This is a genomic window from Clostridium sp. Marseille-QA1073, assembly GCF_054863625.1.
Genome location: NZ_JBSVQM010000012.1, coordinates 37,915 through 64,505 on the forward strand (window position 1 = coordinate 37,915; position 26,591 = coordinate 64,505).

Annotated in this window: 23 protein-coding genes, 1 pseudogene and 1 other annotated feature; of the genes and pseudogenes, 4 read left to right on the forward strand and 20 right to left on the reverse strand. The window is 27.4% G+C overall.

Annotated features, from left to right (window positions below; translation table 11 throughout):
* Positions 1 to 318 precede the first annotated feature (318 nt).
* The 6 genes and pseudogenes from ACY1IQ_RS12075 to yaaA all read right to left on the reverse strand — a co-directional run bounded on the left by ACY1IQ_RS12075 (position 319) and on the right by yaaA (position 4,780).
* Positions 319 to 486, reverse strand: coding sequence for a hypothetical protein (locus ACY1IQ_RS12075; protein ID WP_461614159.1), 168 nt, complete (start codon positions 484 to 486; stop codon positions 319 to 321).
* Between the two features lie 183 nt (positions 487 to 669).
* On the reverse strand, positions 670 to 2,013 hold the full coding sequence (locus ACY1IQ_RS12080; protein ID WP_461614160.1) for a Na+/H+ antiporter NhaC family protein: 1,344 nt from the start codon (positions 2,011 to 2,013) through the stop codon (positions 670 to 672).
* A 15-nt stretch (positions 2,014 to 2,028) separates the two neighbouring features.
* The gene (locus ACY1IQ_RS12085) at positions 2,029 to 2,601 is read right to left on the reverse strand and encodes a 5-formyltetrahydrofolate cyclo-ligase (RefSeq protein WP_461614161.1); all 573 of its coding nucleotides are present in this window, start codon (positions 2,599 to 2,601) and stop codon (positions 2,029 to 2,031) included.
* A 170-nt stretch (positions 2,602 to 2,771) separates the two neighbouring features.
* A pseudogene (locus ACY1IQ_RS12090) lies at positions 2,772 to 2,977 on the reverse strand (cold-shock protein).
* 113 nt (positions 2,978 to 3,090) lie between these two features.
* Positions 3,091 to 3,960, reverse strand: coding sequence for a radical SAM protein (locus ACY1IQ_RS12095; RefSeq protein WP_461614162.1), 870 nt, complete (start codon positions 3,958 to 3,960; stop codon positions 3,091 to 3,093).
* Positions 3,961 to 4,018: 58 nt separating this feature from the next.
* Complete coding sequence (gene yaaA / locus ACY1IQ_RS12100) at positions 4,019 to 4,780, reverse strand: peroxide stress protein YaaA (RefSeq protein WP_461614163.1); 762 nt, start codon at positions 4,778 to 4,780, stop codon at positions 4,019 to 4,021.
* A 205-nt stretch (positions 4,781 to 4,985) separates the two neighbouring features.
* Between yaaA and adhE the strand changes: the two genes are divergently transcribed.
* Positions 4,986 to 7,595: a bifunctional acetaldehyde-CoA/alcohol dehydrogenase gene (adhE, locus tag ACY1IQ_RS12105; RefSeq protein ID WP_461614164.1), complete on the forward strand. Its 2,610-nt coding sequence runs from the start codon at positions 4,986 to 4,988 to the stop codon at positions 7,593 to 7,595.
* Positions 7,596 to 7,696: 101 nt separating this feature from the next.
* On the opposite strand, the gene cutA is transcribed toward adhE, so the two are convergent.
* From cutA to ACY1IQ_RS12120, 3 genes are all read right to left on the reverse strand, one after another.
* Positions 7,697 to 8,047, reverse strand: a complete 351-nt coding sequence (cutA, locus tag ACY1IQ_RS12110) for a divalent cation tolerance protein CutA (RefSeq protein ID WP_461614165.1) — start codon at positions 8,045 to 8,047, stop codon at positions 7,697 to 7,699.
* A 281-nt stretch (positions 8,048 to 8,328) separates the two neighbouring features.
* On the reverse strand, positions 8,329 to 9,327 hold the full coding sequence (locus ACY1IQ_RS12115; RefSeq protein ID WP_461614166.1) for a C39 family peptidase: 999 nt from the start codon (positions 9,325 to 9,327) through the stop codon (positions 8,329 to 8,331).
* A 167-nt stretch (positions 9,328 to 9,494) separates the two neighbouring features.
* Positions 9,495 to 9,764 carry a TIGR04076 family protein gene (locus tag ACY1IQ_RS12120; RefSeq protein ID WP_291579019.1) on the reverse strand — a complete coding sequence of 90 codons (270 nt, stop codon included), beginning with the start codon at positions 9,762 to 9,764 and terminating at the stop codon, positions 9,495 to 9,497.
* Between the two features lie 857 nt (positions 9,765 to 10,621).
* On the opposite strand from ACY1IQ_RS12120, the gene proS reads away from it, so the two are divergent.
* The gene (proS, locus tag ACY1IQ_RS12125) at positions 10,622 to 12,058 is read left to right on the forward strand and encodes a proline--tRNA ligase (protein ID WP_461614167.1); all 1,437 of its coding nucleotides are present in this window, start codon (positions 10,622 to 10,624) and stop codon (positions 12,056 to 12,058) included.
* 235 nt (positions 12,059 to 12,293) lie between these two features.
* The gene (gene mscL / locus ACY1IQ_RS12130) at positions 12,294 to 12,692 is read left to right on the forward strand and encodes a large-conductance mechanosensitive channel protein MscL (protein WP_461614168.1); all 399 of its coding nucleotides are present in this window, start codon (positions 12,294 to 12,296) and stop codon (positions 12,690 to 12,692) included.
* A 357-nt stretch (positions 12,693 to 13,049) separates the two neighbouring features.
* Here mscL and aspS read toward each other — a convergent pair whose 3' ends face one another.
* Positions 13,050 to 14,336 carry an aspartate--tRNA(Asn) ligase gene (gene aspS / locus ACY1IQ_RS12135; protein ID WP_461614169.1) on the reverse strand — a complete coding sequence of 429 codons (1,287 nt, stop codon included), beginning with the start codon at positions 14,334 to 14,336 and terminating at the stop codon, positions 13,050 to 13,052.
* A gap of 271 nt (positions 14,337 to 14,607) precedes the next feature.
* Positions 14,608 to 14,939 (reverse strand) — a binding site (T-box leader).
* 789 nt (positions 14,940 to 15,728) lie between these two features.
* Complete coding sequence (gene abc-f, locus ACY1IQ_RS12140; protein ID WP_461614170.1) at positions 15,729 to 17,519, reverse strand: ribosomal protection-like ABC-F family protein; 1,791 nt, start codon at positions 17,517 to 17,519, stop codon at positions 15,729 to 15,731.
* Between the two features lie 833 nt (positions 17,520 to 18,352).
* Here abc-f and ACY1IQ_RS12145 point away from each other — a divergent pair.
* Positions 18,353 to 18,904, forward strand: coding sequence for a sugar O-acetyltransferase (locus ACY1IQ_RS12145; protein WP_461614171.1), 552 nt, complete (start codon positions 18,353 to 18,355; stop codon positions 18,902 to 18,904).
* Positions 18,905 to 18,996: 92 nt separating this feature from the next.
* Here ACY1IQ_RS12145 and ACY1IQ_RS12150 read toward each other — a convergent pair whose 3' ends face one another.
* The 9 genes from ACY1IQ_RS12150 to ACY1IQ_RS12190 form a co-directional block, all read right to left on the reverse strand.
* On the reverse strand, positions 18,997 to 20,076 hold the full coding sequence (locus ACY1IQ_RS12150; RefSeq protein WP_461614172.1) for an ABC transporter permease: 1,080 nt from the start codon (positions 20,074 to 20,076) through the stop codon (positions 18,997 to 18,999).
* A gap of 2 nt (positions 20,077 to 20,078) precedes the next feature.
* Positions 20,079 to 21,215 (reverse strand): ABC transporter permease, encoded by a 1,137-nt coding sequence (locus ACY1IQ_RS12155; protein ID WP_461614173.1) that lies wholly within the window; start codon positions 21,213 to 21,215, stop codon positions 20,079 to 20,081.
* Between the two features lie 2 nt (positions 21,216 to 21,217).
* Positions 21,218 to 22,162, reverse strand: coding sequence for an ABC transporter ATP-binding protein (locus ACY1IQ_RS12160; protein ID WP_461614174.1), 945 nt, complete (start codon positions 22,160 to 22,162; stop codon positions 21,218 to 21,220).
* Positions 22,163 to 22,411: 249 nt separating this feature from the next.
* Positions 22,412 to 23,068, reverse strand: coding sequence for a response regulator transcription factor (locus tag ACY1IQ_RS12165; RefSeq protein ID WP_461614175.1), 657 nt, complete (start codon positions 23,066 to 23,068; stop codon positions 22,412 to 22,414).
* Positions 23,069 to 23,093: 25 nt separating this feature from the next.
* Complete coding sequence (locus ACY1IQ_RS12170; RefSeq protein ID WP_461614176.1) at positions 23,094 to 24,260, reverse strand: sensor histidine kinase; 1,167 nt, start codon at positions 24,258 to 24,260, stop codon at positions 23,094 to 23,096.
* Positions 24,261 to 24,282: 22 nt separating this feature from the next.
* Positions 24,283 to 24,441 carry a hypothetical protein gene (locus tag ACY1IQ_RS12175; protein WP_461614177.1) on the reverse strand — a complete coding sequence of 53 codons (159 nt, stop codon included), beginning with the start codon at positions 24,439 to 24,441 and terminating at the stop codon, positions 24,283 to 24,285.
* Between the two features lie 4 nt (positions 24,442 to 24,445).
* Positions 24,446 to 24,706, reverse strand: coding sequence for a TIGR04076 family protein (locus tag ACY1IQ_RS12180; protein WP_461614178.1), 261 nt, complete (start codon positions 24,704 to 24,706; stop codon positions 24,446 to 24,448).
* A 201-nt stretch (positions 24,707 to 24,907) separates the two neighbouring features.
* Positions 24,908 to 25,354 carry an aminoglycoside 6'-N-acetyltransferase gene (aac(6'), locus tag ACY1IQ_RS12185; RefSeq protein ID WP_461614179.1) on the reverse strand — a complete coding sequence of 149 codons (447 nt, stop codon included), beginning with the start codon at positions 25,352 to 25,354 and terminating at the stop codon, positions 24,908 to 24,910.
* Positions 25,355 to 25,444: 90 nt separating this feature from the next.
* Positions 25,445 to 26,440 (reverse strand): aromatic acid exporter family protein, encoded by a 996-nt coding sequence (locus tag ACY1IQ_RS12190; RefSeq protein ID WP_461614180.1) that lies wholly within the window; start codon positions 26,438 to 26,440, stop codon positions 25,445 to 25,447.
* Positions 26,441 to 26,591: the final 151 nt, after the last annotated feature.

Genomic DNA, 26,591 nt, shown 5'->3' on the forward strand with positions numbered 1-26,591 from the left:
AAAATCTTTCTAGGCTTTATTTTTATTAATACTACATTTAAAATATATGAGTTTGATATTACTCCAGATTTTATTGGAATAAGCATTCTTACTAGTGTTGAATTATCGATACTACTAATTCATTAGTACTAATATTTAATTCTTTATTCACAATTCTTTTTAACAGTGATATGTATATGGAATATATAATCATAATTTTTCTAGTTCTTTTTTGAAAAAGTCATAAGAAATTAGATCCACTGCTCATTAAAATTGAACCTTTAAACCTTTAATATTATTAAATCTATATAAAAAACTACTTACTATTTAAAATATAATTTAATAGAAGTGGTCTATTCCAAAAATATATGCAATTATAACAAACATATGTACATCTAAAAATTTATTATTAATTTTACTTAGAACAAATGAAAAATTGCTAAGTGTTCTTTTAATATTTCCTGTAACTTCTATACATAGTGAATTCTCTAAGAAAGGTTTTAGCATTTTATTTTCTATTAACTGCATTTCTTTCCTAAGAAAATAAAAGATGTAAATTATTCTACTAATAAAATTATTTTACAAAATAAATAATTTTCTATGTTTTCATGCAATTATTAAATAATATGTCTTCTATCTCCTTATATTTTATAAGTTAATAAACCAATTTTAATAAACTCAGTTTAGAGCTTATACATTTAGCTCATTAGTATTTTTTAATTCTAGTCTATGTTTAAAATACAATGTAACTAAATTACTTAAAGGTATTAAATACAAATAAATTGCGAATATCAAAGATTTAGAACTCAATTCTAAATTTTGAAGTGGTATCATTGCTGCTATATTCCATGGAATCAATGGTGCTATTACTATAGCAGTATTTTCTAAATCCACTGCAAGAGAGTAATTATCTATACTTCTATCTCTATAACAATTTTTCATAAGTAAATGAGTCATCATTATCGCTAAAGCCTGTGTACATCCAAAAGCTGAAGCACATATGCTAGAAACAATAGTATATAAGAATATCTTAAGACGACTCTCAGCTTTTTTCATAAGCTTTTCAATATAATCAAGCATTTTAGCTCCTTCAAATAGCCCCGCTAACCCTGATGATATCATAACCATAGCACTTGATTTCACCATAGAAATAAGTCCTCCCCCCTTTATAATTCTAGCAAGAGGATCACCCTGTGGAAGATTAAAGCCCATAACTAAATATTTCATAATTTCTTTTACAGAAACACTTTGATAAATCACTGCTATAAATGATGCTATCAATATACTTATGAACATTGATATTTTAACTTTAACTTTGAATACACATAATACAAGTATTGCTATTGCTGGAAGTAGTACTATTAAATTTACATCAAAATACTTTATTATATTATTTAGTACATCTGATTCAGTATAATTTAATGGATAGTTAAGTGATAATACTAAATAAAAAATTATTGATATTCCTAAAGGTAGTATGGATGTCTTTATCATATTCTTTATATTTGTATATAAATCTGTATCAGTTATAGATGCCACAAGGTTTGCACTAGAAGACATGGGAGAGCATCTATCTCCAAAATAGACCCCCGCTATTATGGCACCACCTACCATAAGTTCATTTCCTCTACCAGCTCGTGCCATAACCATTATAGATATACCTATAGTACCTACCGTACCAAAAGAAGTTCCTATAAGTATTGATACTACCGCACTTAGTATAAAAGCTGATAAAATAAATAGATTAGGGTTAATTAAATTAATTCCGTAGTAAACAATAGCAGGTACTGTTCCTGATGCCATCCAAGCAGATATCAATACCCCTATTAAAATAAATACCTCTAGCACTATAAGCGATTTTTTGCTAGAATTAAAAATCATTTTTAAAGTTTCTTTTAAAGTAAATCCTCTTCTTACAGTAATAAAAGTAAAAATTAATAAAACTAATATCAATGGGTAAATTATATCTATGCCAGTTATAACTGCAAATAAAAATAAAATTGCAGAAACAATCATTCTTATTAATACGTCCATGTAATTCTCCTTTTGTTAAAATTTAATTGTCCTTTTCTCTGTAATTATACTGTCAATCTTAATATCATACTCTTCCATAGGTACGTTATCTATAATTTGTAATTCATAAGCAATAGCTATCTTTGGAACAGAATCTTTTACATCACTTAAAAATTTATCATAAAAGCCTCCACCATATCCGATTCTTCCACCCTTTTCATCAAAGACAGCTCCGGGCATTAATATAAAATCTATATTATCTCTATTTATTTTTTCACAACTTTCAATAGGTTCCATTACTCCAAAATATCCACTTTCTAAATCAGAAAGTGAGTGGATTTTAAAAACTTCCATTCCCTCTTCTTTTTTTCTTATTTTAGGTACTCCAATAGTTTTACCTTGTGAAAGAGCATACTCAATAAACTTATGTGTGTTTACTTCACTTTTAAAGCTTACAAAGGCAAAAATAATATTAGCTTTTTTATACTCATCACTACTTATAAGTGTATTAAATATTTCTTCATCCATAAGTTTTTTATCTTTTTCATTTATTGAATCTCTCTTATGTAGAATTTCTTTTCTTATTTCTTTTTTACTTTTTCTATTCATACAAATTCCTACTTTCATATCATAATAAAGCCCTTAAAATGATTTTATCATTTTTCCTATAAATTTACATATAAAAAATTAACTAAAATAAGAGCTAATAATCAAAACTATTAGCTCTTATTTTTATTTCTCTTATAATTAATTTATAAATAAAATTTATAATTTATTTTTTATTCCATTTTTTGAACATTTATAGCTTGTAAACCTTTTTCTTTTTCTATAATATCGAACATTACTGATTCACCTTCATGTAGATCTTTATCATGACTTTTCTCTTTTACTTGAGAATGATGTACAAAAACATCTTTTCCTTCACTGCCTGATAAAAACCATATCCTTTTTTATTATTAAACCACTTTACTATTCCTGTTTCCATTATTAATCCTCCATTTCAAAATATAATATGCATTTAGCTTTTACAATTTTATACTTTTAATACTTTAAAATAGGAGAATAATTTTATAAAGTTTCTTTGGCAATTAATATTTTCTATAATCCTCTTAAAAATTCACTTTTATAACTATTACTATCTTTTAATGCACTATTTATGGTATTTAATATCTTTTCTTTATCTAATGGTAATGTTCCCTTCAAACTTACATAATTAGAAGCATGATTACTTCTAAACACAGTATTTTCTACATTTACATTTTCAATAAAAATTTTTATTTCCTCCATAACTTCCTGTGGGTTTAATAACTTAAAGTCTCCATTTTGCACTTTATCATATAGTTTTGTATCTGGTTCTATCATAAGTGTTAAAAAACCTAAATAGTCAGGATTTACTTCACTTATAACCAGTGCAGATTCTACCCCATGCTCCTCTATATTTTCTTTTCCACCTAATCCAGATATTAAAGTTACTGAAAGTTTAATTCCACACTCCTTAACTTTTTTACCCGCTACTATGATTTCTTGTGATGTTACACCTTTATTTACTTCCTTTAAGATTTTGTCACTACCGCTTTCAATACCTAAATAAACTATTCCTATTCCTAAATCTCTTAATTCCTTTAAATCTTCTACAGATTTAATAAGTATTGATTTGGGCGAACCATATACCCCAACTCTTTGACACTCTGGAAAGATTTCTTTTATAGCTTTCAGTATAATCTTAAGCTTTTTCATAGGAATAATAAGTGCATCTCCATCTGCAAGAAATATTTTTTCTACTTTCTTATATCGGCTTCTCGCAATATGTAAATCTTCAATTACCTCTTCTACTGGTCTTATTCTAAATCTCTTTTCTTTATACATACTACAAAAATTACATTTATTATGAGAACATCCTATAGTAGCTTGAATTATCAAGCTATAGGCCTCACTTGGTGGTCTATAAACAGTACCTTCATATCTCATATAAAACTCGCTCCTTATTTCTTGTTTAATTAAAATACGTAATTTATAATTATAATTTCTATCTTGTAAATATCCATGTATCTTTATTACTTAATTTACTATTAAAACTATATCCATCTATATCAAAATCTTTTATTTCTTCAACTTTATCGATATGGTTTTTTATAATATAAGAAACCATAAGTCCTCTAGCAGCTTTGGCTTTCATTCCTATTACCTTGTATTCACCGTTTCTATTCTCTTTAAAAACTATATTTAAAATTTTACATTCTTCACTCAATTTCTTAAGATCAATACTCTTTGAATATTCTTCTGAAGCAAGATTTACAATAGCCTTTTCATTATGACCTTTAATTTCTTCCTCCAATACAGCTGTTATTTTTTCACCCCAAAATTTATATAAATTATCACCATAAGAATTTTTTAACTTTGTACTCATTTCTAATCTATATTCTTTTATTAAATCTAAGGGTTTGAGTATTCCATAAAGTCCAGACATAATTCTTAAATGATTCTGCGCAAACTCTATTTCTTCTTCTGAGAAATTTATAGGATTCATAGATTTATAAACTTGTCCATTGTAAGCAAATATTGCTTGCTTAGCTTTATTACTTTCTTTAAATTTATTAAATCTTTCTATATTTAAGTCAGCAATATTTTTGCTCACTTTCATTAATTTCATAATCTCGTAAGAATTCATTGTTTTTAGCTTATCTATAAGCTCATTGCACTGAACTAAGAACTTTGGCTCTGTAGATTTCTCCAACATTAAAGTTGAATCAAAATTTAATGACTTTGCTGGAGATATTATTGTTATCATTTTCATCACCTCAATAATAATTATACTAAAAATTATATAAATCTTTAACATTTTTTAATCTCTATTGTATTTACTTAAATTTACTTTTTATACATTTGTCGAAAATATATTGATATTATTTTAACAAAATATATTGCTTTTTTCTTCCTATATGCTACAATATAATTAGTTAAAAAAATAACAAACTATTTGGGGGGTAATTTACATGAGTCAAGCGGAAAACTTAAATGTTACTGAAGAAAAAAATTTAGAAGTTAAAACTCCTAATACACAAGAATCTATAAACTTATTAGTAAATAGGGCTAGAAAAGCTTATAATGAATTTTTAAATCTTAACCAGGAACAAATAGATAATATAGTGAAAAAAATGACCTTGGCTGCTCTTGCAGATCATAGAAAATTAGCAAAAATGGCCGTTGATGAAACTGGAATGGGCATATATGAAGATAAAATAACTAAAAACATTTTCGCATCTGAATATGTATATCATAGCATAAAAAAGATGAAAACTGTTGGAATTATAAGAGATAATGATGAAGAAGATTGTATGGATGTTGCTGAGCCTATCGGTGTTATAGCAGGTGTTACCCCTACTACAAACCCTACATCAACAACAATTTTCAAATCTCTTATTTCTATAAAGACTAGAAATCCTATAATTTTTAGTTTCCATCCTAGAGCTCAACAATGTAGCGCTGAAGCCGCAAGGATAGTTAGAGATGCAGCAATAGAAGCTGGTGCACCTGAGAACTGTATTCAATGGATTGAAGCGCCATCAATTGAAGCTTCTCAGCTATTAATGAATCATTATGGTGTTGATATGATCTTAGCAACAGGCGGTCCAGGAATGGTTAAATCAGCTTATTCCACCGGAAAACCTGCTTTAGGCGTCGGTGCTGGAAACGTTCCATGTTATATTGAAAAAACAGCAAATTTAAAAAGAGCAGTTAACGACTTAGTTATGAGTAAATCCTTTGATAACGGTACAATTTGCGCTTCTGAGCAAGCAGTTATAATTGATAGAGATATTTCAGAAGAAGTTATTCAACTTTTAAAAGAATATAATTGTCATATACTTAACAAAAATGAAATGGATAAATTGGAAAAACTAGCAATTAACCCAAAATCTTGTTCTATGAATGCTGAGATAGTTGGGCAACCAGCAACAAAGATTGCTAAAATGATATCAATTGATATTCCACAAAACACCAAAATATTAATAACTCCATTGGAAGGAGTAGGTCCAGAATATCCACTTTCAAGAGAAAAGTTAAGCCCAATATTATCGATGTATATTGTAGATAGCACTGAGGAAGGAATTAAAAAATGTGAAGAAATGATAGAGTTTGGCGGACTAGGCCACTCTGCTGTAATTCATACATCCAATGAAAAAGTTATAGAAGAATTTTCAAAAAGAGTTAAAGTTGGAAGAATCATTGTAAACTCTCCATCTTCTCAGGGAGCTATAGGTGATATTTATAATACAAATATGCCTTCATTAACTTTAGGCTGTGGTACTATGGGTAGAAATTCAACTACTCAAAATGTTAGTGCACAAAACCTTATAAATATTAAAAAGGTAGCAAAAAGGAGAGTTAATATGCTGTGGTTTAGAGTGCCTGAAAGAATTTATTTTGAACCAGGCTCATTGCAATACTTGGAGAAATTAGAAGGAAAGAAAGCATTTATCGTTGCAGATAAATTTATGGATAAATTAGGATATGTTTCAAAAGTAATGTATCACTTAAAGAAAGCTAATATGGACATTAATGTATTCTTAGACGTTGAACCAGATCCATCAACAGAAACAGTTATGAAAGGTACAGATCAAATGAGAAGTTTTGAACCTGATGTTATCATAGCCCTTGGAGGAGGTTCTGCAATGGATGCTGCTAAGGGAATGTGGTTATTCTATGAAAATCCTAACATTGAATTTGATGGATTAAAACTTAGATTTATGGATATAAGAAAGAGAGCTTTTAAGTTCCCTAAATTAGGTAGAAAAGCTAAAATGGTAGCTATTCCAACCACATCTGGAACTGGTTCTGAAGTTACTGCTTTTGCAGTTATTACAGATAAAGCAAATGGAGTTAAGTATCCATTAGCAGATTACGAGTTAACACCTGACATCGCCATAATCGATCCAGAACTAGTTATGACTGTTCCACCTTCAGTTACTGCTGACACTGGAATGGATGTATTAACTCATGCTATAGAAGCATATGTTTCTGTTATGGCTTCAGATTATACAGATGGATTAGCACTTAAAGCTATAGAATTGGTATTTAAATACCTACCGATAGCTTATAAAGATGGTTCTAATGCACTAGCTAGAGAAAAAATGCACAATGCTTCTTGCATAGCAGGGATGGCATTTACTAATGCCTTCTTAGGTGTTAACCATAGTATAGCTCATAAATTAGGTTCTGAGTTCCATATACCACATGGAAGAGCTAACGCTATAATGCTTCCTCATGTTATTAGGTATAATGGAAGTAATCCAAGCAAGTTAGTATCTTTCCCTAAATATGAATACTATATGGCACCAGAAAAATACAGGCAAATTGCTAAGCACTTAGGGCTTCCATGTTCTACTAAAGAAGAAGGTATTGAAAGTTTAATTAATGCTATAAAAGATTTAATGAATGAACTTAATGTATCTTCTACATTATCAGAATGTGGTGTTACAAAAGATCATTTAGATTCAGTTATCTATAACCTTGCTGATGAGGCCTTTGAAGATCAATGCACAACTGCAAATCCAAGACTTCCATTAGTTAAGGAAATTATAGAATTAATTCAAAATGCATACTAAATAAATTCCCCATGAAAATATTTATTCAAGTATGAGTACTACTCTGTTAAAACTTAAAGAAAAAAGCATGATGAAAAATCATGCTTTTTTTCCATTAATAATTAATTTAAAGTTTCATATATAAGCATTCCATTTATTATAGGAAGTATATTTATCACAGGCACTTCATAAGGATGAAGTTTTTTTACTACTTCTACAACTTTTTTTATTAATTCCCTTTTGCAGCAAAATTCAATCTTTGCTTCTTCTGCTTCACAAACCTCCCCAATTTCACCATTAAAAGGATTGGCACCTTCTAATGGTCTCCATGATCCCACAACCATAGAATAGCTCATACAATTATCATAATTTCCTCCTATAGTTAATGCGCCTATTTCATTTAGTTTATATCTTAATTTATTTATATATTCCTTAGGTATAAATACCTCAACCTTTACTAAAGAAAATTCCATAGTTTTCTCCTTCTATCTTTACTATTAAATTTATAATTATTTTTTTACTTTTCCCATATAATTACCTTTTTATTATGTTTTAGCCTCACTAATAATAAATTTATCAAAATTAACATCCTTAATTTTTTATTTAAAATTGAGCAATTTCTAATTTTATTTGTATCAAAAGAAAAACCTCGAAATTTTTATATGAATTAATCCCTAATTTCAGACCCGTTAAAAAATACGTATCTGAAAAGTAATTACTATTCAATAAATTCCCAGGCTTTCACTTCATTAAACTAATTTGTATAACTAAGGGCTTTACTTCCCATACTAACCCAAACTTTTTTGAAAGTTTCTTTATCAATTTTAGAGTTTTTGCTTTCTTTTAATGGATCATTATAATAAACATAATCCTTATCATATCCAGTTAAAAGCACTGCATGCTGATTAAAATGAACTTCTATAACTTTGTCCCCTTTTTTCCAAGAAGCATCCTTTGAAGGCATAGAGAAATCATTAGTAATCCATGCTATAACAGGTCTTTTCATACTTAGATATGCTTCCAATTCTCTGTAATCGCTTTTAGTTAAATCCACTGGTTTAGGCATTATATATTGCTGCATAAGTGGCATTAATGGCTTAGGATTAACAGAATATCCTGGTGAATATTTTCCAGTAATATCTCCTACAAATCCTTCATCTGGGTCTCCCCATTTGACTATTTTCCCATAGCCATCATACTCTATACTAGTAGTATCCTTTTTGACTTTATTAGCTAAGGTCATTTTATCTATTTTGACTCCCTTATATTGCAAAAGCATAGTTAAAGACGTAACTTCACATCCATTTTTAAGCTCTGGCAACTGACTTATAGGCTCTATATCAAGTATTATTTTTTCAGGTAATTTTTTTTCATTTCCTTTAAGTTCTTTTTCTTGTTTTGCCTTTATAGCCGCCAATTCTTTTTCTCTTTCCGCTTTCATCTTTGCCTCTTTTTCAGCCTTTATTTTAGCTTCTTTTTCAGCCTTTTCCTTAGCTTCTTCTTGTTCCTTCTTTTTTTTCTCTTCCTCTTTCCTCTTTTTTTCCTCTTCCTTTTGCTTTTGTTTTTCTATTTCTTCTTTTTCTATTTTAGTTAAAAAACCTTCACTAATTTGGCCTGAAGACTTTATATTATGTATTTGATCTTTAATTGCACTTTCTTCAGCACTAACATTTATATAGTTGTAGGAAGCTACAGATAATAAGCACAATGAGAGGATAAAAGTTATTATGGGAAATTTTCTCTTTTTCTTCATATAATTCTACCTTTCTCATGTTTTAGACATCTCCAAAATAATATACTGGTCTATTATCTTTTGAAGATGCCTTAAAGAAATAAAAAATACTTCTCTATTGAATATAACGTAATATTACTACATTTCTTTATATTGTACACTGATTATATAAAGATAGTATTAATAAATTAACTATCTATCTTTTCAATTTTAAATACATTAATTACATCTACATCAGGACAGCAAATTAACACTTCACCATTGTCTTTACTTCCTGGAATAGTTCCACCATATCTTAATATGTCTACATAAGGAAAAGCTACATGCATAGCCATAGGACAAAGTTTACCTCTATCACTATCAAAATCAAAACTATCTCCTATTTTATGTCCATAATGGCATCCACATTTTCCTTTTTTATCTACTAAAGTAATCTTAATTTTTGGTCTTTTGCTCATATAAAATCCCCCCCTTACCTTATCTATTTTAATTATAGCAGACAATATAGATCAATTCACAATGCAAAATTCACAATTGAGTAGAAATTATTTTTTAGCAAAATAATTTCTTTAATGTACTTTTTGGCTAGCAATGTAATTGCTAATCATTCATGAAAAGTTACCTTGTAACTTCAAGAAATAATCAATTATAAATTTCTCAGTGGCAACTTAGAAATATCCACAATTGTACATTGTGAACTGTGAATTGTGAATTCAATCGTTTCAGCTATAATACCAAAAATATCAATTATTTTTACATATATTAATTTTAGAGCTGATATATCTATAGCTCTTCTGCTGTGATGAAAATTACATTTATTATATTGAATATAGTTGCTAACTTTCAACTGTATAAGGTTGTAAATTGTATAAGTATTGACAACTATACTATGTTATTCTAACATAACATCATAGATATTTTACGAATATTTGAAATAATAAAATATTCTATAATGCTAAATATATAGATATACTAATTTTGAATTTGATCTATACATTCATATAATTTTGGTATTGAACTATTAGAATTCATATTAGTATAAGATTATTGATAATGAACAATTATGAAAATTTCTTAGTAGTATCTAAGAAATTTCCAAAACTAATTTATTTCTCTAAATATATAATTAATTAATATAAAAAACTAGCAATGAAGTTATTAATAAAAATCAATTATTTTATATCCATTGCTTTTAAGAATAGTTTAGATATATAGATAATTGTATTATTAATAATATAGGCTAAATGTTAATTCTAACAAAATTTCAAATTAAAGTCTATGTATGAAAATAATTAGTAAAGGATGGTTATAAATTATGTCTAAAAATAAAAAGTTCGTTGAAGCCATAACCTCAATGGATGAAGACTTTGCAAAATGGTACACAGATATAGTTAAAAAAGCAGAACTTGTTGACTATTCTAGTGTTAAAGGATGTATGATAATTCGTCCATATGGATATGCCATATGGGAAAACATGCAAAAAATTTTAGATGAAAAACTTAAAGCTACAGGACACGAGAATGTATATATGCCTATGTTTATCCCTGAAAGCTTGCTTCAAAAAGAAAAGGATCATGTTGAGGGATTTGCACCTGAAGTTGCTTGGGTAACTCATGGTGGCTCAGAGGAGTTAACTGAAAGACTTTGTGTTCGTCCTACTTCAGAGACTCTATTTTGTGAACACTATGCTAAAATAGTTCAATCATACAATGATTTACCTAAGCTTTATAACCAATGGTGTTCTGTTGTTAGGTGGGAAAAAACAACACGCCCTTTTTTAAGAACTACAGAATTTTTATGGCAAGAAGGTCATACAATACATGCTACTTATGAAGAAGCTGAAGAAGAAACAATAAATATACTAAATCTCTATGCAGATTTTTGTGAGCAAGTACTTGCTATACCTGTTATAAAAGGAAAGAAAACTGATAAAGAAAAATTTGCAGGTGCTAAATCTACCTATACAATAGAAAGTTTAATGCATGATGGTAAGGCACTTCAAAGTGGTACATCTCATAATTTTGGGGATAATTTTGCTAAAGCTTTTGATATTAGATATAGTGATAAAAATGGAAATCTACAATATGTACATGAAACTTCTTGGGGAACTACCACTAGATTAATAGGTGCATTAATTATGGTTCATGGAGACGATAGCGGTTTAGTTCTACCACCTAAAATAGCTCCAAATCAAATAGTTATAGTTCCTATTGCTCAACATAAAGAAGGAGTTTTAGATAAAGCTAAAGAGCTTGAAAAAAGAATCTCTAATAGCTTTAGAGTTAAACTTGACGCTAGTGATAAAATGCCTGGATGGAAATTTAATGAATATGAAATGAAAGGAGTACCTATAAGACTTGAAATAGGTCCTAAAGATATTGAAAATAATCAAGTTGTTCTAGTTAGAAGAGATACAAGAGAAAAACTTGTAGTTTCTATTGATGAACTTGAAAAGGAACTTTCTAAGCTCCTTGATGCAATTCAGCTAAACTTACTTGAAAAAGCAAAGAATCATAGAGAATCAAAAACTTTCAATGCATTAACTTTAGAAGAATTCAAAGATATCGCTGAAAATAAACCTGGGTTTATAAAAGCAATGTGGTGTGGAGATAAAGCTTGTGAAGATAAATTAAAAGAAGAGGCTGGAGTAACTGCTAGATGTATGCCATTTAAACAAGAATCTATTTCTAATACTTGTATATGCTGCGGAAAAGAAGCAAATTCTTTAGTATATTGGGGAAAAGCTTATTAGAAGAGCTAATTCAAAAAACCGTGATCAAGTTGCGGTTTTTTTGATTAGTTTTTAATCTTTAACAATCCTTATCTTAGACAAAATAAATATTTTGTCTAAGATAAGGATTCATACCACCTTGATACTACTACTATTATATGATTTTATCTTCAAAGCATAATGTAAAAAATCTCCTATATATTTTTTTATAAAATTTGTCTATAATAATAGTTATATTTATTACAGGAGGTATTCTATGATTAAAGAATTTAAAGAGTTTGCACTTAAGGGCAATGTTATGGATTTAGCAATAGGAGTTATTATCGGTGGTGCCTTTGGTAAAATTGTTACTTCCTTAGTAAATGATATAATAATGCCTATATTAGGATTGTTACTTGGTGGAGTTAACTTCACATCTTTAAAATATACAATTAGGCCTGAAAAGGATGGCTTGGTAGCACTTACACTAAACTATGGAATGTTTATTCAAACTGTTATAGATTTCTTAATAATTTCTCTTTCCATTTTTCTATTTATAAAATTTATATCTAAATTTAAACGTAAAGAAGAAGTAGAGGAAAAACTAGCTGTAACTGAAATAAACAAAGAAGAAGCATTGCTTACCGAAATTCGTGATATATTAAAAGAGAAATAAAAAAGCGTGAAATAAATCACGCTTTTTTTTATTTAGGGCATCTGAAAGAAAATAATAGATTAAAGATGTTAGTATATTTTAAGCATATGAAACAAAATAGCTAGTTAAAGATGTGAAATATATTTTGCATCATACAAGAAGACAGGTTTTCATGATAGTTTAACTATCATGAAGTTCTGACGACGCAGTATGATACAAAATAGATGAGCATACTGACTAGTTATTTTTTTGAATATGCCTCATATCAGACAAGGCTTTAGGTTCTGCTCATAGTGGCGCTATGGGTGGGTTCTGACGACGCACTATGATGCAAAATAGGCTAATATACTGGTCTATTATTTTTTTGAAGATGCCTAATTAAGGTGTTATTCTAGTTCTATCTCTTGGGAATAAGGAAGCTTCCCTTACATTTTTAAGCCCTATAAGTTGAGCCGTTAACCTTTCAAGGCCTATAGCTAAACCACCATGAGGAGGCATACCAAATTTGAACACTTCCATATAATTATGAAAATTTTCTGGATTTAACCCTTTTGATATCATATTTTCCATGAGTATTTCGTAATTGTGGATTCTTTGACCTCCTGTAGTTATTTCAAGTCCTCTAAACAGCAAATCAAAACTACGAGTTAAATTATCTTCTTTAGGCATAGTATACATAGGTCTTTTTTCTTTAGGATAATCTGTTAAAAATATAAATTCTGAATTTAATTTTTCTCTAGCATATTGGGAAATGAGTCTTTCTCCTTCTGAGTCTAAATCTCCCTCTAAGTCATTCTTATTATATTTCTTTTTTAATATTTCTATTGCTTCACTAAGTGTTAAAGAAGGGATTTCTTCTCCTATGAAAGGTACTTCTATATTTAATATTTTTAAATATTCTTCTCCTTCTGTTTTTAACTTATTTAGCATATATCTCAAAAGTTCTGTTTCTAATTTCATAATTTCTTTTTCATCCTCAATAAATGCTATTTCAAGGTCCATACTCACATATTCATTTAAATGTCTATTAGTATTATGCTCTTCTGCTCTATAAACACTACCTACTTCAAAGACTCTCTCATAACCTGCGCCAACCATCATTTGTTTATAAAACTGAGGACTTTGAGCTAAATATGCTTTTTTTTCAAAATACTTAATCTCAAAAATTGCAGTTCCTCCTTCTGCACCTTCTGCTACAATTTTAGGAGTAAAAGCCTCAATGAATTCTTCTTTTATAAGATACTCTCTAAAGCCTTGAGCCAATAATGCCTGTATTTTAAAAATTGCATTCAACACTACATTCCTTAGACTTAAAGCTCTATTGTTTAATATGGTATCTAAATTTCCATTAATTTTATCTAAATTTACTTCTATAGGTAAATCTTCTTTTACCTCTGATATAATTTGAATATTATTTGCTTGTATCTCTATAGATGAAATCTTATTATTACTTTTCACTACTAATCCCTCTATAGAAACTACCGCTTCTAACTTAATATTTTTTAAAAGTTCATTATTATCTATAATTACCTGAACCATACCAGACCTATCTCTTATTACTAGAAATGAAATCTTGCTGAGTTTTCTTATTCTATGAACCCAGCCTTTCATAGATACAATTTGATTTTCATAATTTAATAATTCATTTATCATAATTCTTTTCATATAAATCTCTCCTTTAAAATAAATTTTGATTTTAAACTTTAAATTATCTACATATTAAAGCCAATTTCTTTACTAAGTTAAAGAAATTAATGACCTTAAGAAATCAATAATTTATCATAAATGTCCATAATTATTGATATTTATAAAGTCTATTATAAAAGACTAGTTTTTTCTAATTAATCTAATTTACAATTATTTATTCTTAATTTTTATATATTAGTTTACTTGATGAAAGCTTTCTTTTGAAAATTAAAATCCCTTGAGATAAATCTCAAGGGACGAAAAATTCGCGGTACCACCCTAATTAACCTTAATATATAATTAAATTTTAAGCAGCACATTATGAAAATTAAAAAACTCTCACTCATTGTGCATGAGTGAGAGTATAAACTTCACGGTACCATCCTGCTTAACTTCAATTAAAAATTAAAGTCATCTCTAATCCTGTAACGTAGGGATACGTTTTATCCTATTAACTAAAATAGCGTTCAGATAAACTTCTCTGGAATGTCATTCAGCATTGTTTTTCTCATGAGGCTTCCACCATCCCTCATTCGCTTTAGATACTAACCCAATACCTACTCTTTCCTTCATAGAATTTAATAAGATTCTACTACTAAGTATTCAATTTGTCAATATAGTTTTAATATTTAAAAAAATAATTCTTTACTTTCTCCTAAAGTTTTTTAATTTTATTTCATTTACTTTAACTTATTATACAAATTACGTTCCATATAAAATCTATAAATTCCAGAGTATTAAATATGATTTATAATTGCAATATATTTCTTTTAATAATAATCAAATATTTATTTTAAGATTTTTATTACAACTAGTAACGCTCATAATAATATTTTTAATTTTCAAAAAATAAGTTTTATAATCTGTTGACTTTTAATTCTATACATTATATCCTCTAGATAATCTCTAAATTAATTAAGGGGGTATTCAATATGAGGGGCTATGTCTTTTCCAAACGAAATATTACAATCTTTCTTACATCCTTCATAGTAACTACTCTAATGAGGATAAAAGCAGTGAAAACATATCTAATTCCCTTTAATGCTTGTACAGAGAATTTATATGAAGCATGGTGTAGTTATATATCTTGGATGATTAGTCATAATAAACTTTTAGATTATTTTATCATTCTAGTCTTACCTTCGTTATTAATTGCATTGATAATAACTTTTATACTAAATATTTTTCAAAAATAATAAAACCCTATGAGAGCTGTTGTCTTTCATAGGGTTTATTAAAATTATTATTTTATAATACGCTCATTTTAAAATATCATGTTTAAATTTGATGGGTATTATTAAAATATTTTATTTAAGATATCTTTAATTTCTTATTTTACTTGTGTATGTCTTAAATAAATTAGTGATATATTTAGTTTGAATTTATTTTAATCTTATATTCTTTTAATTTTTCTGCTATACGAAAGAATTTCTGTACATCTTCATCTTCCGATTCAATATCTATTTTTCTTCCTTTTAATTTGCTAGATAAAAAAGCCATTTCACATTCTAGTTTAATTATTTCGTCCTTTATGTTTATATATTTATCTCTTAATTTTTCTTTCTTTTTATCTTCTTCTTTTCTCTCCAAATAATATTTATAATTTCCTTCATAGATTTTGATGCTTTGATTTTCTATCTCAAAAATCCTATTTGCAATATTATTTATAAAATATCTATCATGAGATACAAAAATAATAGCTCCACTATAATCTTTAAGGGCTTTTTCAATACTTTCTTTCGATACAATATCCATATGATTAGTGGGTTCATCTAAAATCAGCATATTTATATGAGATATAATAAGTTTTGCAAAAGCGACTCTACATTTTTCTCCCATGCTTAGAAACTCTATTACTTTGAAAACATCTTTCCCACTAAATAAAAATTTTCCTAATAATTTTCTTCCTTCATTTTTATCAATTCCCGTAGAAAGAATCTCTTGTAAAATGGTATTTTTAAAGTTCAAATTTTCTAACTGCTGAGAAAAATATCCTATTTTTAAAGAAGAAGTAATATCAACTGTACCAGAATCTTGTTTTTCTATTCCTAATAGAATTTTTAATAGAGTAGTTTTTCCAGAACCATTCTTACCAATTAAAGCAATTTTATCATTATTTTTTATATTGAAGGCGCCATTGTTAAAAATAATTCTGTTACCAAAACTTTTTTTAAGTCTATTTACTTTGATAAGAAATTTTGGAAGATTATAATCTATATTAGTTTTTTTGTTTATAAAATCAAATGATGCACTTTTAGACTCTTTAGGTACCTCCACTTTATTCTCTTTTAATTTTTTAAGTTGTTTCTCCTTAGAGCGGAGTACAGAAGCATGTTTTGTAGAATTACATTTAAAAGTTCTAGGATTTCCTATCTTAAGCTTTATGCTTTTATCATTAGAAGCTTTTTCATGCCATTTTTCTCTGTCCTCAATAACCTTCTCAAGTTTTTTTATTTCTTTTTCTTGTTTTGCTTTTTTGTTTTTTAAAGATTTTAAACTATGCTCTTTTTGCAATTTGTATGCAGTATAGTTTCCGTTGTATTCTTTAATTCCAGTTCTCTCCATATCAAATATCTTATTAACTGTATTATCTAAAAATAATCTATCATGAGATACTATAAGCATAGTTTTATTAATACTATTTAAGAATTCTTCAAGCCACTTAATACTATCTACATCTAAATTATTAGTTGGCTCATCTAAAACTAACATATCTGGATCTTCTGAAAGTGCTATACACAGTGATAATTTAGTTTTTTCTCCTCCACTCAACTTTGAAATTTTTTTATTTAAATCTCGTTCTTTAAATCCTAATTTTATTAAGGAATCTTTTAGCTTTTTTCCATAATAATAATTATTATTATTATTAGCTCTTGCAGATAGAGCTACAATAAAACTATTCAATTTTTCACTTACAGTATTACTTTCTTCAAATTCATTAAATTGCTTTAAATATCCTATTTTCAAATATTCTGGAGAAATTATCACATTTCCCGAATCAGCAATTTCTTCTCTCATCAATATTTTAATAATTGTTGTTTTTCCAATACCATTAACACCAATAAGCCCAATTTTTTCTCCTTCATGTATTGATAAAGATACATTTCTAAAAATTGTATTACCTTTAAAACTTTTTTCTACTTCTTTTAATATTATTTTCATTATATTAAATCCTCTCTAATAAATTAAAATTCTCCAAAAGAACAACATCATCTAAAGAACTTTTAATCATAGAAAAGATGAAATTTTAGGTATCCAAAATAACCCTTTAAACATACGTTCATTATTTTATCTCATAGACAACTTCAAAATCTGCTAATGATAATATGTTAATGAGATTCGAAAAATATAATATGAAAGAAAATAGAACAATATGCTAATTAGTTATTTTTAAATATACCTTAATAATATTAAAATATAAAACTCTATTTTGATACTTAAATTCCAAGTTAGTATTTACAAATTTAAATTCTATAATAATAAAGTGTAAAAGAAAAAGCTATGTATAGCACACAGCTTTGCGATATCTAAAACATATAAATGGTACTACAAATAAACTATTATATAATAGTTTATTGATTATTAAATATCATGATATATAGCTGATGATGCTGTCCTTCATTTTAAATTTAAAAATTACAACACTAATAAGCCTATAAAAATAAGCTTAAAAACAATTTTTAAATCCTATATTTAGATAAACTAAATATTATAAGAACAGCCATAACGTCATAATCTTATATACCTCCGTAATATTTAAATAATTTACTTTATATTTTTATTATAACTAAAAACAAGAAAAAGCTATCTATTGATGGTGATTAGTGAATATACTTTCCAATTAATATTTATAAATTTCCATCTATATTTTTCTTAATATTAAACTTTCTAATCTCTTATTCTAAAAGTTATTTATATTGTTATAGCTTTCTAAATATTAACATACAATAATCATATATAAGTATTTATAGAACTATAATTAAAGGAGATATTTTATGACAGAAAAAGAAAAAATGATCAAAGGTTATCCTTATATAGCGAATGACCCTGAATTAGTAAAAGAGAGAATGAAAGCTCGAAAATTAACTAGGCTTTTTAATAATTCCACTGAAGATGAAATAGATAAACGTATTTCTATATTAAAAGAACTCTTTGGATCTACAGGAGAATCTCTTTATATAGAGCCTACTTTTCGTTGTGATTATGGATATAACATACATGTAGGAGAAAATTTCTATGCTAACTTTAACTGTGTTATGTTAGATGTTTGTGAAATACGTATAGGACGTAATTGCTTTATAGCTCCTGGCGTACATATATATACAGCCTCTCACCCAATTGATCCTATAGAAAGACTTAAAACTGAGTTTGGAAAACCAGTAACCATAGGAGACAATGTTTGGATAGGTGGCAATTCTACTATAAACCCTGGTGCAACTATAGGTGATAACGTAGTTATTGCTTCTGGCTCTGTTATAGTAAAAGACATACCTAACAATGTAGTTGTTGGAGGCAATCCTGCTAAGATAATAAAAACTATAAAATAATAACTTTTGTAATTATGTATTTATTTAATTGTTTTAATATAGTTACCAAAAAAATATAACCTAATAGAATTATTCTATTAGGTTATATTTTTTTAATCCATAAAATTTTTTGTCTTAAAAGTTCCTGCAGTAAATAAAGCTAATGCAAACAATACTACTATAAATGATAACCAAACATTTCCCGTTTCAATCGATTGTAGTTCCCAATATTGAGGAGTAAATTTTGAAAATACTCTTATACCTTTAGGTAAAAACTCTATAGGCATAAAACTTCCTCCAACAAAGCATGTAAAACATATTATTATTTGCAATACTATAGCTATAAGATTTTCATTTTTAATTATCCTTGTAATAAACACCCCTAAGCTAAGTGCAAGTAATACTAAAAACACTATATTTAATATTATAATAGGTACTCTATTTAGGTAGCTGTTTGAATTTATAAATAAATTTAGTAAAAATATTCCGCTATATCCTAGTGAGGATATTAAAAATAATGCTGTTAGAACTCCTCTAATTATAGTCTTAGGTTTATTTGATGTAGCAAAACTTCTTTTTAAAATATTTTGTCTTTTAAGTTCAAATAACTCCATAGAAATTCCTATAGATCCAAATAGAATAAAGCTTATAATCATATTCAAAGTTATTATATCACCCATTGCTTTTTTATCTTTACCTATTACATTTATATTATTTTTTTCGTAATTTAGAGCTTCTAATGAAATGTCTTTTCCATTATTTTTAAGTTCACTTCTCAAAATCATCTTATTTATTAAGGAACTTGCACTAAACTGAAAGTTTCCTGGCTCTGTACCTTCTTCTATTTTATGTGAAATAATTTGAGGCTTTTCGCCTTTAGATATTAGATCTGAAAATTCTTCTGGAATCTCATAACATAAAGACATTCTTTTCTTCTTAACTCTTTCTATTCCCTCATCTTTTTTATAAATCTTAACTTTACTATTTTTTTGAATTTCCTTTATAAACTCTTCACCATAAACACCTTTGTCGCTATTTATAATTGCATATTCATTATCTGTACCAGTAATTCTATTAAATACAAATCCAAGAGTTAAAATAACTATAGCTGGTAGCAGAAAGTTTGCAATAACAATTTTTTTACTTTTAGTGATTCTTTTTAAATTACTATTTAAAACAATTAAGAATTTCATCATTACTCCTCCCAACTAAATTTAACTCTAATACAACTTATAATTAAAAGCATTAGTGATAACATGGCCATAATTATTATCTGATTTTTAGCTCCATAAATTTCTTGAGCTATAGACAAATTTTTATATGAATTTAATATCAATGAGTTCGGTGAAATATTTGAAAAAAACTTTAAAATCTTAATCTCTATTAAATCAGAGTAAAAAAATACTCCACCAATTACAACTGGTATGAATATAATGATATTCATAATAGAATTTGCTATTTTCTCACTTTTTATAAAAGAAATTATCATTCCTACTACAGCTGTTTGAAGTAAGCTTTGAAATATTATAATTATAACATTCCCTACAAAATTGCCTAAAAACGCTATTCCTAATATTATATTTATAGCTACATAAATAAAATTTATAATTAATGCTAAGATAAAACAGGAACTTAAATATCCCAAAAGGTAACTTATCTCACTATTTGGCGTAGAAAAACTTCTTCTAACTACTCCTTGTTTCTTCTCTTTATAAAACTCTTTTATTAGAACTATAACAAGCATTATTGATGTAAAACTAAACATTGAAATTGTATAATACTCTCTAGCTCCTAAACTTTTATAGCCTTCTACCAACTGCTCTTTTATTAGTGGTTTTTTATTATTTTCTTGTAATTTAAGTAGTAGCTTATTTATTAATTCCCCTTTTTCTACAGATGTTAAATTTAATTTATTTACATTATCTACTACTATATTATATTGATTTATATTTTCATTAAAGATTTCCATAAATTCTTTCACCATGTCTACTTGAGCATCTGATCCCTTTAATTTTTCAATATCTATGCTTTTAAAATCATCACTTATGGTTACTTTACATTGGGACTCTTCATCTGCTACAACAGTTATAAAGCTTTTCATTTCTTTGTCATTTAGTATTGCTGTTAAAACTTCTCCTTCTTTTGAGAATTTATCACAATTAAAAATAACCTTTATTGGTTCAAAATGACTTTTTCCTTGAAACATGTCTTCTTGCATTGCTCCGTATATATAAGCCATTATCATTGGAAAAAGCAAAAAACAAATAATTGTAATTTTACCTTCTCTTAAAAATGATATTAAGTTCTTTTTAATCTGAGGAAATATTTGCATTTTTATTCCTCCTTATCTCTTAATTTTTTACCAGTTAAAGTTAAGAAGACTTCTTCTAAAGTTGGTTCTTCTATACCTATATTTTTGACATCTACTTTATTTTTTGAAATTTCGTTAAATAATTCATTAAGGGTTATCTTTTCATTGGCTATTATTTTAAGCTCTTCCCCTTTTATTTCTACTCCTCTTATAGTAGAAAGCTTCTTTATATCAAACATAAGTTTTTCTAGCTCTCCTTGAGCTTTTATTTTTATTACCTTATCGCTTATAACCATTCTTTTTAATTCTTCTTTACTCCCATACGCAACTTCTTTTCCTAAATCAAGAATAAATATATTGTCACAGAGTGCTTCTATTTCCTCCATATAATGGGAAGTATATATTATTGTTGAATTATATTCTTTATTCATTTTCTTAACTACTTCAAAAATATGATTTCTTGACTGAGGATCTATTCCTACTGTAGGCTCGTCCATAATCAAAACCTCTGGATGATGCATCATAGCCGCAGCTATATTAAGTCTTCTTTTCATTCCTCCAGAATATTTTCTTACAGGCTTTTTTATATATTCCTGTAAAGCTGCTATTTCTAAAGCTTCATTTATTCTCTCTCTTAACATAGCTCCTCTTAGTCCATAAAGGCCTCCCCAATATTCTAAATTTTCTTTAGCATTTAGGTTTTCAAAAAGAGCTATTTCTTGGGGAACTAGTCCTATTTTCTCCTTTGCTTTTAAAGGTTCTTTTGATATATTGTATCCCCCTATAACTACTTCTCCTCTATCTATTTTTAAAAGTCCAACCATCAAATTAATTAAGGTAGATTTACCAGCTCCATTAGGACCAAGTAATCCAAAAATTTCACCCTTTTCTATTCCTAAAGAAACATTATCTATAACAAGTTTATCATTAAATCTTTTTGTTAAGTTTTTAGTTTCTATAAACTTCATACTAATTACCTCCATTAACCTTATAAGTCAATTATAAATTAATTTTGTCATTCTACCTATTAGCCCAGGTCATCACATTAAATGACTTAAGTCATTTAATATAGTGCTAAAAGCAAAAGAGGCTGATTATAATCAACCTCTTTGAACGTAAATATTTTATAAATTATTTCAATTCTTAATTTAATATTTATTTTTATTGCCAATTATTTTAAATTTGAATGTTAACCTAAAAACTATCAGATTATAATATTACTGAGCCAAGTTATTTTTAAAAGCAAATATAGCTATCTGAGTTCTATCTCTGAGGGAGAGCTTTGAAAGTATGGTGGTTATATTGTTTTTTATAGTTCCTTCAGTTAAAAACATTTTTTCTCCTATTTCTTTATTTGATAATCCTTTAGCTATTTCCTTAATTATAGTTAGTTCTCTTTCTGTTAATCCTGTTTCTTTTTTTATATACTCTGTTTTTAACTGTTCGCGCTGTGTTTCTTCTCTTACCATAAGCTTTGTAATAATCTCTGGATGAACTACTACATTCCCTCCATGAACTGCTTTAATTCCGCCGTATATTAAATCATAGGAACTATCTTTAAGAAGATATCCTGAAGCACCATTTTTAAGAGCCTCCTCAATATACTCTCCATCTTTAAAGGTAGTTAAAACTAAAACTTTCGTATTAGGTGTAGTTTCCTTAATTAGCTTTGTTCCAAGCACTCCGTCACATTCTTCCATCCTTATATCCATCAAAACCACGTCAACAGTATTTTCTCTGCAGAATTCATAGGCAACTCTTCCATTTTCACATATAGACAAAACCTCAATATCTTCATAGGTGGAAAGTATTATTTTTAACCCTTCTCTAATTAATTTTTCATCATCAACTATTATTATTTTTATTTTATCCATTTATTTCGCTCTCCTATAATAAAAATTATACTCCATCTAAACTAAGCTTGACCTTATCCATTGTTACTACAAGCTCAAAGCCTTGCCCTTCTTTAGTAAAATACTCTATATTACCTCCCCAAGTTGCAACTCTTTCTTTTATGCTTTGAAGTCCAATTCCTGGTATAACCTTAGAACATCCCACTCCATTATCTTTTAAATGGATTCTTAAATGAGTTTCTAAAAAATTTAAGAATATTTTTACCTCTGTTGACTTACCATGTCTCACAGCATTAGATAAAAATTCTTGAATTATTCTATATATAACTATGGTCTGATCTGAATTTAATTTCCAAACGCTATCTGACACTCTTAATTTTACTTCTACCCCTGTAAGCTTCTGAAAGTTCTTTATCATTTCTGATATAGCTATTACACCTTCATACTCCTCAAATTCTCTAGGCTTCATAGCCCTCACAGCTCCTCTAACTCTTTCCATGCTTTCTTTTGTAAAATCACCTAAATTCTTAGCCATAATTGAAGCTGTTTCTCCATCACTTTTGCATATTTTCTCAATAGCTCCTAATTGGATTATTATTGTAGATAATGCATGTCCAACATTATCATGTATTTCCCTTGATATTCTATTTCTTTCTCTTAAAATAGTAATTTCTTCTATAGTATTAGCGTAAACTTCCAATTCTTTATTTACTCTTTTTAACTCTTCATCTTTCTCTCTTAACTTATCATATAAATTTTGAGCCTCTAACTTTCTTCCTTCTTCATCTTTTACTTTTACTAATAATAAAAATATAGGTAAAGCTGCTATAAGCCAACTTATCAGCAGTTCTAAATTCTTTTGAGTAATTATCAATATTGTTATTCCTAATATATATATTAGTGTGTACACTTTTTTAAACATATAAATAATATCTATTAACGACAAAACAAATATTAATCCACCAAAGTTTCCAGCTAAAATATATAATTTATAACCTAACAATATTTCAACTATCAGTGACGGCACTATGAAAGTATTTTCCTTAGGCAATACAAAATATCTTAATTGATTATTTATAATATAAGTTAGCAAAATTATAATTTCTATTGAACCTATATTTTTATACTCTTTACCAAAAGACAGCACAAAAAGTAATATATATCCATACCTTAAAAATATCATATATTTTTGTTGTTGTACTTTTCTAAACATGTTTCCCCCTTAATAAATTTATTTAATAAAGTTTTAATTCTTCATAGTTTATTATATATAATACAAATCTATCCTCACTCATTATTTTACAATAATAATCTATTGCTGCAAAACAAAAAGAACCACTTTCTATAAGTAGTTCTATATTTTCTCCTTCTCTTTTAATAAGCAATATAATCACATTGTTATTTAAATTCACTTTCTTCTACTTCTCCATAAATAACAACTCTACCATTATCAGGACATTTCATTTTAAATTTTTTCTCTTTATAATTACCATAGTCTAATGTAGCACCATTTAGAAGAGCGTATACGCTTGGGCATATACTATTCCAAAGTTCATGGCAAATAGGTGGACATATGTCTTCAACAATAAAACTATCACTATTTTTATAATATCCACATCTGCATTTACTTTCTTTTATTGTTAATTTCACTTTTGCCATAATTTTTTCACCCCTTAAATGCCCATAAATTACAACAGTTGTATACTAAATTATAGATTATCTATATAATAAATACATTTTCAAATCACCGATATAATAATATTATTGTCTTAAAATTTTCTTTTAAAAAATTAATTTTACAATTATAACTCAATAAATAACAGCTTCTTTTTAATTATTGAATCATTAAATCTAAAATGATTAGCCTATATTCGTTAAAAAGCATATTATTCTATTAACTTCCGTATATCCTATTTTTTTATGAAAGTTATAGCTCTCTACATTGTGAAATTCAACATCGGCCCCCATTTGTGTACATCCTCTTGATTTTGCCCATTCTTCACCACTTCTAACTAATATTTTACCAATACCTTTTTCTCTGTGATTTTCTTTTACAAATATACCTTCTATAAATCCAACAGGACTAGAGTTTGATCCCTCTACATAATCATGCCTTATAGCAACATGATTAAATCCAATAAATTCATTTTCTAGTTTGTATAAAAGTATTATTTCTTTTTCATTATTCAAAACTTCAGTTAGCTCTTCTCTTAGTCCATCATAAGTATTATCAGGCCATAATTGTAAAGCCATAAGTAAGATATCATCTATATTTTCTAAGCTTGCAAATACAACATTTTTATTCATAAATTCCTCTCACTTCACTAAATATTTAATTGAGTTAAACTATAATATTCAAACAATAATGTTCTTATTTCAGTAACTTTTCTAACTATACTACTTTTCACTTGGCCAGAAATATCCAATTTCTTCTCTATCTAAATTATTTTTAAAATCTCGTTTTACTTCTAATAGATACTCTAAATCATTTAGAAATTGAAATAATATTGCCCTGCTCTCAAATTCTTCTCTAGTCTTTGGTAGCTCTTGAATACGACAGGCTTCTAAAACTAATTTAAATTCTTCTAATAACTCTTCCGCACTATTATATTCATGTAGCTCTAACGCAATTTTTTCTGCAAAATTTGCCACAATCTCCGTTTGAGTTGGCGTCATTTCAAACTTAACAATATGTTTACGCATATGTTCTAATATTGTAAATTGAGTAGTTCTCATTTCCATATATTGCACATAGTATTTTACTTCATGCATAATATAATTATCTAAATGCCGTCTTGCACGCTCATTTGCTTCTTCTAATCGTTTTTTTAACTCCTGAAAAATTTTCTCTTCATCTATATAAACAGAATGACTTCTTAAGGTATGAGCCATATTTAATAAAATCTTACGTATACTCTCTTCAATATAACGTTGATCTTCTTTAATCTCACCTTCTATTTTAGGCATATAAGCATTTAATAAAATTCCAATTCCTGCACCCACTATCATCAATAATATTTCATTTTTCATCCAGTAAAATGAAATAGATTCTTCAACTAATAAATGGGTTACTAAAACAGAACTAACTACTATACCATCTGTCAAATTAAACTTCACTGTAAATGGGATAAAAATAAGTAAAAATACTCCAAAAGATATAGCATTATAACCAAATACAGTAAATAAAATAGCTGCTATTCCTAGTGCCATTACTGTAGATTCAAATCTTTGGAAAGCTAAAGTAATTGATTTTTTCTTTGTGTTTTGAATAGTTAAAATAGTAATGACTCCTGCCGATACAGCATATTGCAGTCCTATTGCCTTAGCTAAAATTATAGCAAGTGTTGCTCCAATGGCAGTCTTTAATACTCTAAGCCCAATAAATCTTCCCATAAACTCCTCCTTTATCTATAATACTACTATTTGCTTTAATTCATATACTATATAGTATCGTAAAATTTCACCATTTTATATATAATTTTATCAATCTCATAAAAGATAAGTAAGCTATAATAAAATATATATTATAACTTCTTAGGTAGAT

What these genes read in the sequence shown, in the direction of transcription:
- ACY1IQ_RS12120 (WP_291579019.1), bottom strand. Translation starts at nt 9,764, where the DNA reads ATGAGCAAAAGACCAAAAATTAAGATTACTTTAGTAGATAAAAAAGGA.
- adhE (WP_461614164.1), top strand. Translation starts at nt 4,986, where the DNA reads ATGAGTCAAGCGGAAAACTTAAATGTTACTGAAGAAAAAAATTTAGAA.
- ACY1IQ_RS12180 (WP_461614178.1), bottom strand. Translation starts at nt 24,706, where the DNA reads ATGGCAAAAGTGAAATTAACAATAAAAGAAAGTAAATGCAGATGTGGA.
- ACY1IQ_RS12160 (WP_461614174.1), bottom strand. Translation starts at nt 22,162, where the DNA reads ATGAAGTTTATAGAAACTAAAAACTTAACAAAAAGATTTAATGATAAA.
- proS (WP_461614167.1), top strand. Translation starts at nt 10,622, where the DNA reads ATGTCTAAAAATAAAAAGTTCGTTGAAGCCATAACCTCAATGGATGAA.
- ACY1IQ_RS12155 (WP_461614173.1), bottom strand. Translation starts at nt 21,215, where the DNA reads ATGCAAATATTTCCTCAGATTAAAAAGAACTTAATATCATTTTTAAGA.
- aspS (WP_461614169.1), bottom strand. Translation starts at nt 14,336, where the DNA reads ATGAAAAGAATTATGATAAATGAATTATTAAATTATGAAAATCAAATT.
- ACY1IQ_RS12165 (WP_461614175.1), bottom strand. Translation starts at nt 23,068, where the DNA reads ATGGATAAAATAAAAATAATAATAGTTGATGATGAAAAATTAATTAGA.
- ACY1IQ_RS12075 (WP_461614159.1), bottom strand. Translation starts at nt 486, where the DNA reads ATGCTAAAACCTTTCTTAGAGAATTCACTATGTATAGAAGTTACAGGA.
- ACY1IQ_RS12095 (WP_461614162.1), bottom strand. Translation starts at nt 3,960, where the DNA reads ATGAGATATGAAGGTACTGTTTATAGACCACCAAGTGAGGCCTATAGC.
- yaaA (WP_461614163.1), bottom strand. Translation starts at nt 4,780, where the DNA reads ATGATAACAATAATATCTCCAGCAAAGTCATTAAATTTTGATTCAACT.
- ACY1IQ_RS12170 (WP_461614176.1), bottom strand. Translation starts at nt 24,260, where the DNA reads ATGTTTAGAAAAGTACAACAACAAAAATATATGATATTTTTAAGGTAT.
- ACY1IQ_RS12150 (WP_461614172.1), bottom strand. Translation starts at nt 20,076, where the DNA reads ATGAAATTCTTAATTGTTTTAAATAGTAATTTAAAAAGAATCACTAAA.
- abc-f (WP_461614170.1), bottom strand. Translation starts at nt 17,519, where the DNA reads ATGAAAATAATATTAAAAGAAGTAGAAAAAAGTTTTAAAGGTAATACA.
- ACY1IQ_RS12085 (WP_461614161.1), bottom strand. Translation starts at nt 2,601, where the DNA reads ATGAATAGAAAAAGTAAAAAAGAAATAAGAAAAGAAATTCTACATAAG.
- ACY1IQ_RS12080 (WP_461614160.1), bottom strand. Translation starts at nt 2,013, where the DNA reads ATGGACGTATTAATAAGAATGATTGTTTCTGCAATTTTATTTTTATTT.
- ACY1IQ_RS12115 (WP_461614166.1), bottom strand. Translation starts at nt 9,327, where the DNA reads ATGAAGAAAAAGAGAAAATTTCCCATAATAACTTTTATCCTCTCATTG.
- ACY1IQ_RS12190 (WP_461614180.1), bottom strand. Translation starts at nt 26,440, where the DNA reads ATGGGAAGATTTATTGGGCTTAGAGTATTAAAGACTGCCATTGGAGCA.
- mscL (WP_461614168.1), top strand. Translation starts at nt 12,294, where the DNA reads ATGATTAAAGAATTTAAAGAGTTTGCACTTAAGGGCAATGTTATGGAT.
- ACY1IQ_RS12145 (WP_461614171.1), top strand. Translation starts at nt 18,353, where the DNA reads ATGACAGAAAAAGAAAAAATGATCAAAGGTTATCCTTATATAGCGAAT.
- cutA (WP_461614165.1), bottom strand. Translation starts at nt 8,047, where the DNA reads ATGGAATTTTCTTTAGTAAAGGTTGAGGTATTTATACCTAAGGAATAT.